The organism is Pseudalgibacter alginicilyticus (assembly GCF_001310225.1).
Taxonomy (GTDB): Bacteria; Bacteroidota; Bacteroidia; order Flavobacteriales; family Flavobacteriaceae; genus Pseudalgibacter; species Pseudalgibacter alginicilyticus.
Map to the genome: position 1 here is coordinate 3,237,994 of NZ_CP012898.1, position 15,090 is coordinate 3,253,083.

Here is a 15,090-nt window from a genome sequence, read left to right on the forward strand (position 1 = left end):
TAACAAAAACGTATGTTAAGTAGAGTCGCAAATAATCTAATATGGATGGATAGGTATATGGAGCGTGGTAATGGTATTATAAGTTTACTTAAAGTAAATTTTTATGCCAATCAAGACTCTCCAGAGCTTTTTTCATGGAGTCCAATTATTGAAAATTTTACCACCTATGATAATGAGTATTATACTGAAGATGCTTTAGAGTGTATTGAGTTCATGGTGTTGGATACAAGTAATATTAACTCAATTATCAATATTGTTACCAAGGCAAGAGAAAATGCAAGAAGTGTGCAAGAACACATTTCTAGAGAGCTGTGGTTATGTATTAATAACTATTACTTATATCTCACCAACAAAAATTTAGTTAAAAGGCTTAAGGAAGAGGATACGGTTGCGTTTTTAGATGATCTTATAAAGTTTCATTTAATTTATTATGGAACAGAGGATGTGACTCAAGAAAGAGGTCCTTCGTATTATTTTATGAATGTGGGGAAGTATTTAGAGCGTGTTATACAAATATCAGATTTTACGGCATTAAAACTTATGGAAATTAGCAAAACATCTGATACTTTAGAGCAAAGTTTTTATTGGAAAAATTTGTTGTTATCTGTTGGAGGTTATCAATTCTATTTAAAAACTTATAAATCTTCTTTTGAAGAAAAACATGTTATTAAAATGGTTTTCCAAGATGAATTATTTCCTAGATCTATATCTTATTGTATAAATAAATTAAGAAGGGTTATAAGTATGCTAATAAACAGTGGTGAATTAGAGAAAAATAGAACTGAATTTTTATTAGGAAAGCTTGAAAGCACTATAAAATACACAACCATAGAAGGTATTAACGAACAGGGGTTAGATAATTTTATTTACGGTATTAAAGAAGATATTAGGAATATATCATTAAGTATTAATACAGTGTACCTGTCTCATTCTAATTTAACTTAAAGAAAAAACAATGGCAACTTTTTATATAAAGCACCTTACCAAGTACACGTATAGCGATTATGTTATTGATGGTGCAAGTCAAATCATGTTATATCCAATTAAAGATAATTTTCAAAATGTAGCTTCACAAAGAATTACCATAAGTGGTAACCCGTCTGTAGAAACTTATTTAGATTACTATAACAATGTGGTAGGTACTTTTATGTCTGTTGAACCTCATAATTCACTTTCTATAGTTTCAGATGTTGAGGTTACAACATATTCTAAAATTTTTCCTGACGATTCTGTTTCAACTTCCGATCAGTGGGCAGAATTAGAAGCTTTAAAGAAAAATATTTATTACATAGATTTTTATGGTTACACTAAGTTTAGTGGTACTAAAGACATCTTAAATTTAATAAAAACTAAGGATTTAAAAACCACATCTCCTTATAAAATTCTTCAAGAACTTTGCGAATATGTTCATAATAAATTTAAATATATACCAGGGGTAACCACTGTAAAATCAAGTTTGGATGATGTTTGGGCTTTAAAAGCTGGTGTTTGCCAGGATTTTACATCTGTTTTACTTCAAATAGTAAGAATGTTTGGTATTCCAGCACGCTACGTGAGTGGTTATATTTGTCCTAATGAAGAAATTACTCGAGGAGAAGGTGCCACACATGCTTGGGTAGAGGCCTATATTCCTTTTTATGGTTGGTTAGGGTTTGACCCTACAAATAACGCGTTGGCGAATGAAAACCACGTGAGGTTGGCAGTAGGGAAAGATTATAATGATTGCTCACCCGTTAAAGGAGTTTTTAAAGGTAAAGTTGAAGATAAGTTATTTGTTAAAGTAACGGTAAGCACTACAAAAGAAATGAGTGAAACAACCATTGCTTCAAATTCTGAAAACACTAATAGCTATAGGCAAAGTTTGGGAAGTATTCAACAGCAGCAACAGCAACAGCAACAATAAAAAACAGCTTTTTTTTTGAATTACTATTTGGTTGAAAAATGGTAAGTTTTCTCTAATTTAAATTGATAAAGAAGTATTTGTTTTCTTAACATTAAATTTGCTACTTTTGCTATCGAATTTAAAAAATCAATAAAAAATGAAAATAGTTAAATTATTAAGTGTTGTTGTATTAGCATCAACAATTTTTTCATGTGATAAAGGAGCGAAAGCTCAATCATTAGAAACAGAAATTGACTCTGTTAGTTATGCAATAGGGTTAGATGTTGCAAGAAATGTTAAAGCTAGTTTTGAAGAAATCAACACTGATCTTTTCATTCAAGGATATAATAATGGTATTGATTCAACTAATATTTTGTTAGAGCAGGATAAAATAGGTCCTATTCTTCAGGCATTTTTTCAAAAAAAGCAACAGGAAGCAGCTGAAAAGCAACAAGCAGAGGCAGCAAAAAAAGCAGAAGCTGAATTTGCTGATGTTAAAGCCGCAGGAGAAAAATTCTTAGAAGAGAATAAGGCAAAAGAAGGTGTTATGGTAACTGAAAGCGGGTTACAATATCAAGTGTTGAAAGAAGGAAGTGGAGCTAAGCCAACAGCATCTTCAAGTGTAAAAGTACATTACCACGGAACATTAACAGACGGAACCGTTTTTGATAGTTCAGTTGATAGAGGTGAGCCAGCAACATTTGGTGTTGGTCAAGTTATAAAAGGATGGACAGAAGGCTTACAATTAATGACAGAAGGCTCTAAATACAAATTTTTCATTCCTCAAGATTTAGCTTATGGAGCAACTCCAAGAGGTGGTGGACCAATAAAACCTTTTTCAACATTAGTATTTGAAGTAGAATTGTTAGAGGTAAATTAATTTAAATACTGTTTCCTTAGCGGATATAAAACTTTTTATATCAGCAAGTTGAAATGTACGTAGGTAATCAAATAATAATATTAAAACAGGAAGTTAAGGCTTCCTGTTTTTTTGTTTAGTAAATTTGTATAAAATAAAGCAATACCACATGAATCATAAGGCCGGATTTGTAAATATTATAGGAAACCCGAACGTTGGAAAATCTACGTTGATGAATGCGTTTGTGGGCGAAAAGTTATCTATTATCACATCCAAAGCACAAACGACCAGGCATCGTATTTTGGGTATTGTTAATGGGGATGAATTTCAAGTGGTGTTAAGTGATACGCCAGGTATCATAAAGCCAGCTTACGAATTGCAAGAATCTATGATGGGTTTTGTGAAATCTGCTTTTGAAGATGCTGATATTTTACTTTACATGGTTGAAATTGGAGAGCAAACACTTAAAGATGAAGATTTTTTTAATAAAATAAGAAATTCTAAAATTCCAGTATTATTACTTTTAAATAAGATTGACAAATCAGACCAAACACAATTGGAAACACAGGTGCAGCTATGGGCAGAAAAAGTGCCAAATGCTGAAATCATTCCTATTTCAGCGTTAGAAGGGTTTCAGGTAAAAGCAGTGTTTGATAGAATTGTTGAATTGCTTCCAGAATCGCCACCATTCTATCCAAAAGATCAGCTAACCGATAAGCCAGAGCGCTTTTTTATAAATGAAACCATTAGAGAAAAAATTCTGTTACATTACAAAAAAGAAATTCCTTATGCTGTTGAGGTGGATACTGAAGAGTTTTTTGAAGAAGAAACTATTATTCGGGTAAGATCAGTGATTATGGTAGAGCGTGAAACTCAAAAAGGGATTATAATTGGTCATAAAGGAAGTGCATTAAAGCGGGTTGGAGTTGAAGCTAGAAAAGATTTAGAAACCTTTTTTGGAAAACAAATCCATTTAGAATTGTATGTGAAAGTAAATAAGAACTGGCGTAGCAATCAAAACCAATTAAAACGTTTTGGCTACAATAATTAAAGTTTGTTAAAGCGTCTGTTCATTTAATACACGATACATAAAATCATTTAAGGCCTTCATTTCTTTTATATTAGATACTTTTCCAATACTACCGGCAAAGTATAAAGCAATCCAAATAACAACCATCAAAATCATGATACTTAATTGTACCGTAAAGTTTTGATTTAAGTTCCAATTGGTAAAAGCCCAAACTCCAAAGGCAATAAATAAACAGGCAATAACAAAGTGTAAAAACATAAAAAGTGTCCAAACGGTGGGATTGGGGCCAAATAAACCGCTTACCGTACAAATATTTTTGTTTATTTCATTAATTTCTAAATGTAATTGTGGCGACCAAAAATGTTGCTCTGCTTTTGGTAACATAATAAATACATGATCATCAATTCTATTTACTATAAAATTGGATTGGGTTGTTTTAGTAGTTTCAAAATCACTTAAAACAGTTTCATTGTTTTTAGATACTTCAAATTTGAAACGCGGACGTAAAACAATATCATTAGATAGTGTCATTTAGTTTGATTTATGGGTATGTAAATTACAGTTTTTTCTTTAAAATTGATAAATTTTATTATTTACTAAAAACGGTGGGACATCGAGTATATTTCCTATTTTTGCAAAAGTTTTCAGGAACCTTGTAAACAAATCGGTTTTAGCCTGTTACCATTAATTTTTAAGAGTATGAGCAATATAGTCGCAATAGTAGGTCGTCCCAATGTAGGGAAATCAACGTTTTTTAATCGTTTAATCCAACGTCGTGAAGCTATTGTGGATGCTGTTAGTGGTGTTACTAGAGATCGTCATTATGGAAAAAGCGATTGGAATGGTAAAGAGTTTTCTTTAATTGATACTGGTGGTTATGTAAAAGGAAGTGATGATGTTTTTGAAGCAGAAATTGATAAACAAGTAGAGTTGGCTATAGAAGAGGCCGATGCTATTATTTTTATGGTAGATGTAGAGTCAGGTGTTACAGGGATGGATGAAGAGGTTGCTAAACTATTAAGAAAAGTCAAAAAGCCTGTTTTTTTAGTTGTTAATAAGGTAGATAATGCTAAACGCGCTGAAGATGCTGTAGAATTTTATTCATTAGGATTGGGGGAGTATTATACGGTTGCTAGTATAAATGGTAGTGGAACAGGGGAGTTATTAGATGCTTTGGTGGAAGCCTTGCCAGAAAAAGAAACCGTCGTTCAGGAAGATTTGCCCCGTTTTGCAGTTGTTGGACGTCCTAATGCAGGAAAATCATCTTTTATTAATGCACTAATTGGAGAAGATAGATATATAGTTACCGATATTGCAGGTACTACACGTGATTCTATTGATACCAAATACAACCGTTTTGGTTTTGAATTTAATTTAGTTGATACTGCAGGTATTAGAAGAAAATCTAAAGTAAAAGAGGATTTAGAGTTTTACTCGGTTATGAGAAGTGTACGTGCCATTGAGCATAGCGATGTGTGTTTAATTGTTTTAGATGCCACTCGTGGGTTTGATGGACAAGTACAAAATATTTTTTGGTTAGCAGAACGAAATAGAAAAGGGATTGTTATTTTGGTAAATAAATGGGATTTGGTTGAGAAAGATCATAAATCTGTAAAGGAATACGAAAAAGCTATCAGACGTCAAATGGAACCTTTTGTAGATGTGCCTATTGTTTTTATTTCTGTTTTAACAAAACAGCGTATTTTTAAAGCTATTGAAACTGCTGTTGAGGTTTATAAAAACCGTTCTAAAAAAATTAAAACAAGTCAGCTTAATGATATTTTTCTTCCTATTATAGAAAACTATCCGCCACCAGCTTATAAGGCTAAATTTGTTAAGATTAAATACATTATGCAGTTGCCAACACCGCAACCACAATTTGCGTTTTTCTGTAACCTGCCTCAGTATGTAAAAGAACCATATAAGCGTTTCTTGGAGAATAAATTACGCGAACATTTTGATTTTACTGGTGTTCCTGTGAGTGTGTACATGCGGAAAAAATAGTTTTTCGGAATATATGTTTTTTTTATATTGATAATTCGGGACTTGAAACAAAAAAATAGGATAATTAGTTGCGTGTTTTTTTGTTGTTTTTCATTTATTGATGTTTTAAACGTATCATAGTATTCTTGCTTTTTTTAACAGTTTTAAGCTTCTAATTAACATATTATTAAGGGTTTTAGAGTTTATTGGTATTATTATTGTTCACTTTTTAGGTTTAATAATACCAATTAATTTAATTAACCAATGAAGTATTTTGTTCTAAGTATTTTACTTGTATTTACAACCTTTGCTTTTTCGCAATCAAAGTCCTTTCAAATTACAGGAAAACTAATTTCTGCTGAAGATAATCAACCATTAGAAGCAGCAACGGTTTATGTGGAACGTTTAAAAGATAGTTCGTTGGTGACCTACAACATTACCGATTTCGATGGAGGTTTTTCATTAGAAAATCAAACGAGCGATTCAAAATTAAAGTTGCTTATTTCTTATGTGGGATATCAAACCTATTCAAAAATTATAAATCTTAGCGATTCTGAAATCAATTTAGGGACTGTTGAAATGCGTTTAGATGCAAATGCTTTAAATGAAGTGGTAATAACCTCTACGGCACCAATTACTATTAAAAAAGATACCATGGAATTTAATGCAAATTCTTTTAAAACAAAAAAAGATGCCAATGTAGAAGATTTATTGAAAGAATTGCCTGGAGTTGAAATTGATGAAGAAGGTGGTATAACAGTAAATGGAAAGGATGTAGACAAGGTTTTAGTTAACGGTAAACCATTTTTTGGTGACGACCCCACCATTACCACCAGGAATTTAACCAAAGATATTATTGAGAAAATTCAAGTTTTAGATACTAAAACAAAAGACCAAGCTTTTACAGGTGAGGAGTCTGATAGCGAAAATAAAACAGTGAATTTGGTGATAAAAGAGGAAAACAACAAAGGTGTTTTTGGACGTGTAGCTGGAGGAGTAGGTACCGATGAGCGTTACGAATTTGCAGGTATGTTTAATAGGTTTGATAATGATCAGCGTATTAGTGTTTTAGCTGGTGGAAATAATGTAAACTCTCCAGGGTTTAGTTTTGGCGAAATTCGAAAAATGTTTGGAGGTAGTATAGATAGTCGGTCTTTTGGTGGCGGACAAGGTATTACAACTTCAAAAAATTTTGGAACAAATTATGCCGATGAATTTTCAGAAGGACGAGATATAACTGCAAATTATTTCTATTCAGAAAGTAGTTCAGAAAATAAATCAACCAGAGATAGAGAAAATATTTTACCAGATTCTAGATATTTTACGAATTCTAATTCTAGTTCTTATAGTGATAATAAAAATCATAAAATGAATTTAGAATATGATATAGAAATAGATTCAACCTTATTAATTAATATCGAACCTCGATTTAGCTATACCAATAGTAGAACGGTTTATAACGAAGATGAAGCTTCTAGTGATGCATCAAATGTTTTAACCAATGAATCTGTTTCTATTTCTGATGTTGAAACTATAGGGCGTAACTTTAATAATGACATTGATGTTACGAAACGATTTGGTACTAAAGGCGCCTTTGTAAAGTTTAGTTTGGAAAATGAATTTGATTCAAGAGATAGGGATGATTATTTAAATTCTGAAACAAATATATACGGTGATAACTCAGAAACAATTGTTAGAGATCAGTTTACAGATGAAAAACGAGATATTACTAATTTTAACTCACAGCTTACTTACAGGATGCCTTTAGTAGGGAGGTCTTTTTACGTTGACTTAAAATATCAATACAATAGAAATAAGCAGGAAGATGTTAAAAGTACTTATGATAAAGATGTCAACACAGGTGAATTTACAGACTTCAATACAGATTTAAGTACTTCTTTTGAGTATATAAATGAAACCACTTCACCAGCAGTTGAGCTTGAGTATAGAGACAAAAAAATGTCAACAAGTTTTGAAACAAGCTACCTTTTTAGGAATTTAAAAAGTAAAGATAATTTACGGCCAATATTAAATTTAAACAGAGATTTTGAAGCTGTGGAGTTGCGTTATAGGTTCAGATATAGATTTAGTACTAAAGAATCATTTTCACTTGGTTATACCTTAAATAATGACGCGCCCCAAATAAATCAATTACAAGCATTTCAAAATGTATCAAACCCATTAAATACGGTTATTGGTAATCCAAATCTTAACCCTGAATCTAACCATAGTATTTATATGCGATACAATTCTTATGATTTTCAAAAAGGTTCTGGGTTTTACGGGTATTTAAGAGCTAATTTTGAGGAGAATAAAGTGGTGTCTAAGTCCACTATAAACGAAGATTTAGTCAAGGAAACTACTTATGCTAATGTAGATGGTTCATATGGATACTATGGATTTATGTCTTATAATAAGAAAGTACGATTAGACTCGATACGAACGGTAGATGTTAATATTGGTATTGGACCTAATGTTAGTAGAAATATAAATTTTAATAATGATGTTAAATATGCAAGCCAAAATGTTTCGTTAGCACCATCAGCGGCTTTGCGTTTCATTTGGAAAGATGTCATGGAATTTAATCCAAGGTACAGTATGTCTTTTACAAAATCTTCATATGATATTGAGCGTTTTGAAGATCAAGAATTTGTAAATCATTCACTCAACTTAAATACGGCAACCTTTTTACCTAAAAAATTTGAGTGGCGTAATGATATTCAATTTAATTACAACCCTAATATAGCGCCAGGGTTTCAAAATAGTGCATGGTTTTGGAATACGACATTAGCTTATTCCGTATTAGAAGATCAAGGTACAGTGACATTAAAAGCTTACGATTTGTTAAATCAAAATACCAATGCACGTCGTATAGCAACAGCAAACTATATTGAAGATTCAGAAAGTACCGTTTTGCAACAATATTTTATGTTGAGTTTTAGCTGGAAATTTAATAGTTTGGGTAGTGCAGCCTATGAAACAGATGATAGAGGCGGTAGGTATAGAAGGCGTTAGTAAAACAAGCTAATTTGTTGTTGTATACTTATCTTTTTATTATAACTTGTTTGTTATATGACAAAAGTATAAATAGATGAGATTTCTTGTAGGGGGGAGTTTTTACTTTATAGAAATAACAAACATCTAGTTTATATTATCAAACAATTAGTTTTTGTTTACAATTGAAACCTTATACTTGCTAACAGGGAGAAAGGATATTAAAATTTACCAACTTCCTCCAGCGCCACCTCCCGAAAAGCCACCGCCACCAAAGCCGCCACCAAAGCCACCGCCAAAGCCACCGCCACCAGAACTTCCGCCCCAGCCACTTGATGAACGTCCGCCATAACTGCCACGCCCCATATTACTTAATATAATGGCGTCTAAAATGCTAATTCCACCAGATTTATTTCCGCCATTTTTACCACCGCCACCATGTCTGTTTTTTGAAATAGAAACGAGTATAATTATAAAAATAAAAATAAGCATGATAATTACTTGTGAAGGAAACCCGCTGTCGGTTGCAGATTTCCGAGTGCCTTTATATTCGCCGTTTAGAACTTGAAAAATAGCATCTGCTCCTTTGTTTAAACCACTGTAGTAATCATTTTTTCTAAATTCGGGAATAATAATATTGCGTATAAGTTCTCCAGTAATACCAGCCGTTAATTTATGCTCCACACCATATCCAGGAGCAATCCATATTTGTCTGTCGTCTCGAGCAAGTAAAATGAACACACCATTATCTTCTTTGGCTTGACCAACCCCCCATTCATGACCCCATCTTGGAGCTAAAAGCCCAATATTTTCACCTTTTGTACTGCCAATTATGGCCACTACAATTTGTGTGGAAGTTGTGTCAGAATACTTTATAAGTTTCTGCTCTAAAGTGCTTTTTTCAGATGATGAAAGTAAATTTACGTAGTCATAAACACTCGTTTGTTCTTCTGTTTTAGTCGGTTTTTCTGGAATGTTAAATTGAGCAAACGCAATGTTAAAAGAAAGAAGCGTGAACAACAGAATACGGATAAGCGCTGTTTGTTTTTTGTTATGAGACTGATTACTGATTATTAAAACCTGCATATTTAATTTAACCTTTAGAAATGGTGTTGGGTAATTCGTTAATATCGCCATGTTTCCAAGGGAAATAGGTTTGTAATTGTTCGCCAGCTTTTAAAACTCCATCCAAAAGACCTTGTTTAAATCTACCGTTTTTAAAATGAGATTGTATTACATTTTTTGTGCTATCCCAAAAATCTTTAGGTACCACATCATTAATCCCTTTGTCACCATAAATAACAAAAGATTTATCTTCTACGGCAACATAAATCAAAACACCATTTTGTTGTTTTGTATTATCCATTTTTAAATAGTGGAAAACTTCTAAAGCACGGTTAAAAGGGTCGGTTTTAGATGTTTTTTCAATGTGTATGCGAATTTCACCAGATGTGTTTTTTTCAGCTATTCTAATGGCTTCTATGATTTCCTGTTCTTCTTCAGCAGTCAGGAAGTCTTCTATTTTGGACATGGTTTTCTTTAATTGAAATCGAATTCTACATTAACAGGTTGGTCAGCACCAACTTCCGCATCAAAATACGGTTTGTCGTCAAAATTTAAAATGCCCGCAAGTAACGAGTTAGGAAATGTTTTAACGTGTACATTATAAGGTTTTATAGCTTCGTTGTAACGTGTTCTTGCTGTTTGGATAGTATTTTCCGTACTGGTCAACTCATCCTGTAATTTCAAAAAGTTTTGATTGGCTTTTAGGTCTGGATAACGTTCTACAGTAACTAACAAGCTTTTTAAAGCACCACTTAAACCTCCTTGAACTTGGTTGTATTGGGCTAATTGCTCTGGAGTTACGTTAGCAGGATCAATAGAGATAGAAGTTGCTTTTGCTCGGGCATTTATAACCGCTTCTAAAGTGCTTTTTTCAAAATCTGCAGCACCTTTAACCGTATTTACTAAATTTCCAATAAGATCATTTCTACGCTGATAGGATGTTTGTACATTTCCCCAAGCTTCACCTACATTTTCATTTAGATTTACAGCTGTATTGTTAAATCCTTTTCCCCAAGAATATAGACCAAATATTAGTATTCCGATGATAATTAATGGTAACCATTTTTTCATAATGACTTTTCTTTTTAAATGTGTTAGTGTTTTATTTGGATGTTGTAACTGTTTATTAGTTGAGTTAATGATTAAAATGTTACAACTGATCTTTAATTTTAATTAATTGGTTTTTTATATTTTCTAATTTATCTATAATATCAAAATTTGAAAGTGTTTCTTTTTTGTCTTCTTTTAAATGAATTTTGGCACCTTCTAAAGTAAAACCACGTTCTTTAACTAAATGGTAGATTAGCTTTAAGTTTTTAATGTCTTCTGGTGTGAATTTCCTGTTGCCTTTGGCATTTTTTTTTGGTTTTAGTGCGTCAAATTCTTTTTCCCAAAAGCGAATTAAAGAGGTGTTAACACCAAAGGCTTTGGCTACTTCGCCAATACCATAATATCTTTTGTCTGGAAGTTCTATATGCATTAATCTAAGGATTGGTTTTCTAAAGAAGCATGCTCAAGTAATTCATTAAACTCTTCTGCTGTTAAGCTGCCATAGTAAAAATTGATGGGGTTGATGCGACTGCCATCCTTAAAAATTTCGTAATGTAAATGTGGGGCTTCAGAACGCCCTGTACTTCCAACAAAACCTATAAGATCACCACGGTTTACTTTTTGGTTTTTCTTAACATTGTATTTGAATAAATGAGCATATAAGCTTTCGTACCCATAGCCATGATCTATTCTAATATGATTACCATAGCCAGACGCGTTATTATCTGCTCTAGTTACAACACCATCACCACTGGCATAAACCGGCGTGCCTCGAGGGGCTGAAAAATCCATACCCCAATGCATTTTTCTTACTTTTGTAAAAGGGTCTGAACGCATGCCGTATCCAGATGCCATTCGTTTTAAATCTTCATTTCTAACGGGTTGAATTGCAGGAATAGCGGCTAAAAGTTTTTCTTTTTCTTCAGCTAAAACAGCAATTTCATCAAGTGATTTTGACTGTACTACAATCTGTTTTTCAAGAATATCAAGACGCTTGTTACTTTCAATTATCAATTTAGAATTATCAAAACCCTCTAATTCTTTGTATCTATTTATACCTCCAAAACCAGCTCTTCGTTGTTCCTCAGGAATGGGATTCGCTTCAAAATACACACGGTAAATATTATTGTCTCTTTCTGCTATGTTTGTTAAAACAGTTTCTGCATGAGCCATTTTTTTATTCAGCAATTCATATTGCAATTGCATGTTTTGAAGTTCTCTTTTTAAGGCTTTTGTTTTAGGAGATTCTACATATTGACCTGCTATAAAAACAAACATAAACGCAAATAGAGATGCGGCCAAAATAAACATAAAAGCATACTTAAATGTAGTTCTTTTTTTTCGTTCTATTTTTCTATAAGAAAGTGTTTCAGAATCGTAATAATATTTTACCTTATTCATTACTTAAATTATACTATTTTTGCATTCGATTTAGGACGATAATCGTCAGTTTTGATAAGCAAACGAACAAACCTACAAAATATTTTCATTATAAATTTAGTAAATCTAAATGATAATAGTTTAAATGAGGTAATTTCGGTTTAAAATTCAATAGAATTTAGCTTATAATTATAAAAATGAATTAGTTAGAATCAGTTTTTTATTAAGTAAATGAAGTCACAAGATATTAGATTACAATTTTTAAAGTTTTTCGAAGACAAAAAACATAGTATTGTACCATCAGCTCCTATGGTACTTAAAGATGATCCTACTTTAATGTTTGTAAACTCAGGGATGGCGCCTTTTAAAGAATATTTTCTAGGAAATGCCCAGCCCAAAAACAATCGCCTTGTAGATAGTCAAAAGTGTTTGCGTGTTTCTGGCAAGCATAATGATTTGGAAGAAGTTGGATATGATACCTATCATCATACTTTGTTTGAAATGTTGGGGAATTGGAGTTTTGGTGATTATTTTAAAAAAGAGGCTATTGCTTGGGCTTGGGAATTGCTAACTGAAGTTTATAAGATAGATAAAGATATTTTATACGTTACTGTTTTTGAGGGTAGTGATGAAGATAAGCTTCCAATGGATAATGAGGCGTATGATTTATGGAAAGAATTTGTAGATGAAGACCGTATTTTAAAAGGAAATAAAAAAGATAATTTCTGGGAAATGGGTGATCAAGGACCATGTGGCCCTTGTAGCGAAATTCATGTAGACATACGTTCTGCTGAAGAAAAAGCAAAGGTTTCAGGAAAAAGTTTGGTAAATAAAGACCATCCTCAAGTGGTAGAAATATGGAATTTGGTTTTTATGCAGTACAACCGAAAAGCCAATGGAAGTTTAGAGGTATTGCCAGCTAAACATATTGATACTGGTATGGGATTTGAGCGTTTATGTATGGTGCTTCAAAATGTGCAATCCAATTACGATACTGATGTTTTTACCCCAATTATAAGAGAGGTTGAAACTATTGCCGATAAAAAGTATGGAAAAGATGAAAAAGTTGATGTAGCCATTCGTGTGATTTGTGATCATGTTCGTGCGGTAGCATTTTCAATAGCTGATGGACAATTGCCAAGTAATACGGGGGCTGGTTATGTTATTAGGCGGATTTTACGACGTGCTGTACGATATGGTTTTACATTCCTTGATAAAAAAGAACCGTTTATATATAGGTTGGTTGAGGTATTGAGCAAAAAAATGGGAGAAGCTTTTCCAGAATTGAAATCTCAAAAAGGATTGATTGAAAATGTAATTAAAGAGGAAGAACAATCTTTTTTACGAACCTTAGATCAAGGTTTAATATTGCTAAATAGAATAGTTGAAGAAACAGAAGGCAAAATTGTTTCTGGAGAAAAAGCTTTTGAATTGTATGATACGTATGGTTTTCCTATAGATTTAACGGCATTAATTCTTTCAGAAAAAGGGTTGAAGTTAGATGAAAAAGGTTTTGATGAAGAACTTCAAAAACAAAAAAATCGCTCGCGTGCCGCTAGTGAAATGTCAACAGATGACTGGGTAGTTATCAAGGAAGATGCCGTTCAAGAATTTGTTGGTTATGATACATTAGAAGCGCAGGTTAAGTTGGTAAGATACAGAAAAGTGACTTCCAAAAAAGATGGCGAGATGTATCAGCTTGTATTCAATTTAACTCCTTTTTATCCAGAAGGTGGTGGTCAAATTGGAGATAGAGGTTATTTGAAAGATTCGCATGGTGATGTGGTTTATATTTTAGATACAAAAAAGGAAAACAATGTTATTATCCATTTTACTAAAAATTTGCCCAGCCATTTAACGGAATCTTTTAAAGCAGTTGTAAGTGATGAAAACAGACATTTATCAGCAAGTAACCATACAGCAACTCATTTATTACACCAAGCATTACGTACTATTCTTGGTACACATGTAGAGCAAAAAGGCTCTTTAGTAAAGCCAGAGTCTTTGCGTTTTGATTTTTCGCATTTCTCAAAGGTAACACCTGAACAGTTGGCTGAGATTGAAGATTTTGTGAATGCACGAATAGAAGGTAAGTTGGCTTTAGAAGAAAACAGAAATGTTCCTATGGAAAAAGCTGTTGAAGACGGAGCGATGGCTTTGTTTGGAGAAAAATATGGCGATACGGTTCGTACCATTCGTTTTGGTAAATCTATAGAACTTTGTGGTGGTATTCATGTTAAAAATACAGGTGATATTTGGCATTTTAAAATCATATCAGAAAGTGCTGTTGCGGCAGGGATTAGGCGTATAGAAGCTATTACTAATCAGGCTGTTAAGAATTATTATTTCGAAAATAACCGTGCGTATTTCGAAATGAAATATTTACTGAATAATGCACAGGAACCTGTAAAGGCGCTTCATAGTTTACAAGAAGAAAATACCAGTCTTAAAAAGCAAATCGAAGTACTTTTAAAAGATAAAGCTAAAAATATAAAAGGTGAACTTAAAAATGAACTAGAAACCATCAATGGTATTCAGTTTTTAGCTAAGAAATTAGATTTAGATGCTTCAGGTATTAAAGATGTCGCTTTTGAATTGGGTCAGCAACACGATAATTTATTTTTACTGTTTGCGGCCGAAAATGAAGGCAAAGCATTGTTATCATGTTATATTTCCAAAGAATTGGTAGCTAATAAAGGCTTAAATGCAGGACAAGTAGTTCGAGAACTTGGTAAATACATTCAAGGCGGCGGCGGCGGACAACCGTTTTTTGCAACCGCAGGAGGAAAGGATCCAGGAGGTATTGACGAGGCTTTAGGTAAAGCTAAAAGCTATATACTGTAACTT

At 32.7% G+C, this 15,090-nt stretch carries 13 protein-coding genes; 7 read left to right on the top strand and 6 right to left on the bottom strand.

Going from position 1 to position 15,090, the window contains the following annotated elements; all coding sequences use genetic code 11:
• The first annotated feature begins 12 nt into the window (after window positions 1-12).
• The 4 genes from APS56_RS13425 to era all read left to right on the top strand — a co-directional run bounded on the left by APS56_RS13425 (window position 13) and on the right by era (window position 3,792).
• Entirely contained in the window at window positions 13-945 is a 933-nt protein-coding gene (locus APS56_RS13425; protein ID WP_082379356.1) for an alpha-E domain-containing protein, read from the top strand.
• A gap of 10 nt (window positions 946-955) precedes the next feature.
• Window positions 956-1,903 carry a transglutaminase family protein gene (locus tag APS56_RS13430; RefSeq protein WP_054729251.1) on the top strand — a complete coding sequence of 316 codons (948 nt, stop codon included), beginning with the start codon at window positions 956-958 and terminating at the stop codon, window positions 1,901-1,903.
• 136 nt (window positions 1,904-2,039) lie between these two features.
• Window positions 2,040-2,762 (top strand): BamJ family beta-barrel-assembly machinery protein, encoded by a 723-nt coding sequence (gene bamJ / locus APS56_RS13435; protein ID WP_054729256.1) that lies wholly within the window; start codon window positions 2,040-2,042, stop codon window positions 2,760-2,762.
• A 148-nt stretch (window positions 2,763-2,910) separates the two neighbouring features.
• On the top strand, window positions 2,911-3,792 hold the full coding sequence (gene era, locus APS56_RS13440) for a GTPase Era (RefSeq protein ID WP_054729259.1): 882 nt from the start codon (window positions 2,911-2,913) through the stop codon (window positions 3,790-3,792).
• 6 nt (window positions 3,793-3,798) lie between these two features.
• Here the strand turns inward: era and APS56_RS13445 are convergent, their stop codons facing one another.
• On the bottom strand, window positions 3,799-4,302 hold the full coding sequence (locus tag APS56_RS13445) for a hypothetical protein (RefSeq protein WP_054729264.1): 504 nt from the start codon (window positions 4,300-4,302) through the stop codon (window positions 3,799-3,801).
• 168 nt (window positions 4,303-4,470) lie between these two features.
• Here APS56_RS13445 and der point away from each other — a divergent pair, with 168 nt between their 5' ends.
• On the top strand, window positions 4,471-5,775 hold the full coding sequence (der, locus tag APS56_RS13450; protein ID WP_054729267.1) for a ribosome biogenesis GTPase Der: 1,305 nt from the start codon (window positions 4,471-4,473) through the stop codon (window positions 5,773-5,775).
• Between the two features lie 243 nt (window positions 5,776-6,018).
• Window positions 6,019-8,769, top strand: coding sequence for a TonB-dependent receptor (locus APS56_RS13455; RefSeq protein WP_054729271.1), 2,751 nt, complete (start codon window positions 6,019-6,021; stop codon window positions 8,767-8,769).
• Window positions 8,770-8,976: 207 nt separating this feature from the next.
• Here APS56_RS13455 and APS56_RS13460 read toward each other — a convergent pair whose 3' ends face one another.
• The 5 genes from APS56_RS13460 to APS56_RS13480 form a co-directional block, all read right to left on the bottom strand.
• A complete protein-coding gene (locus APS56_RS13460) occupies window positions 8,977-9,834 on the bottom strand; it encodes a TPM domain-containing protein (protein ID WP_054729274.1) in 858 nt (285 codons plus the stop codon).
• A 7-nt stretch (window positions 9,835-9,841) separates the two neighbouring features.
• The gene (locus tag APS56_RS13465) at window positions 9,842-10,279 is read right to left on the bottom strand and encodes a TPM domain-containing protein (protein ID WP_054729276.1); all 438 of its coding nucleotides are present in this window, start codon (window positions 10,277-10,279) and stop codon (window positions 9,842-9,844) included.
• Window positions 10,280-10,287: 8 nt separating this feature from the next.
• A complete protein-coding gene (locus APS56_RS13470; protein ID WP_054729280.1) occupies window positions 10,288-10,884 on the bottom strand; it encodes a LemA family protein in 597 nt (198 codons plus the stop codon).
• 79 nt (window positions 10,885-10,963) lie between these two features.
• On the bottom strand, window positions 10,964-11,293 hold the full coding sequence (locus tag APS56_RS13475) for a MerR family transcriptional regulator (protein ID WP_054729282.1): 330 nt from the start codon (window positions 11,291-11,293) through the stop codon (window positions 10,964-10,966).
• Entirely contained in the window at window positions 11,293-12,264 is a 972-nt protein-coding gene (locus APS56_RS13480) for a M23 family metallopeptidase (RefSeq protein ID WP_054729285.1), read from the bottom strand. The genes APS56_RS13475 and APS56_RS13480 overlap by 1 nt, the downstream gene beginning before the upstream one ends.
• Before the next feature lie 210 nt (window positions 12,265-12,474).
• Here APS56_RS13480 and alaS point away from each other — a divergent pair, with 210 nt between their 5' ends.
• The gene (alaS, locus tag APS56_RS13485) at window positions 12,475-15,087 is read left to right on the top strand and encodes an alanine--tRNA ligase (protein ID WP_054729288.1); all 2,613 of its coding nucleotides are present in this window, start codon (window positions 12,475-12,477) and stop codon (window positions 15,085-15,087) included.
• The last annotated feature ends 3 nt before the right edge of the window (window positions 15,088-15,090 follow it).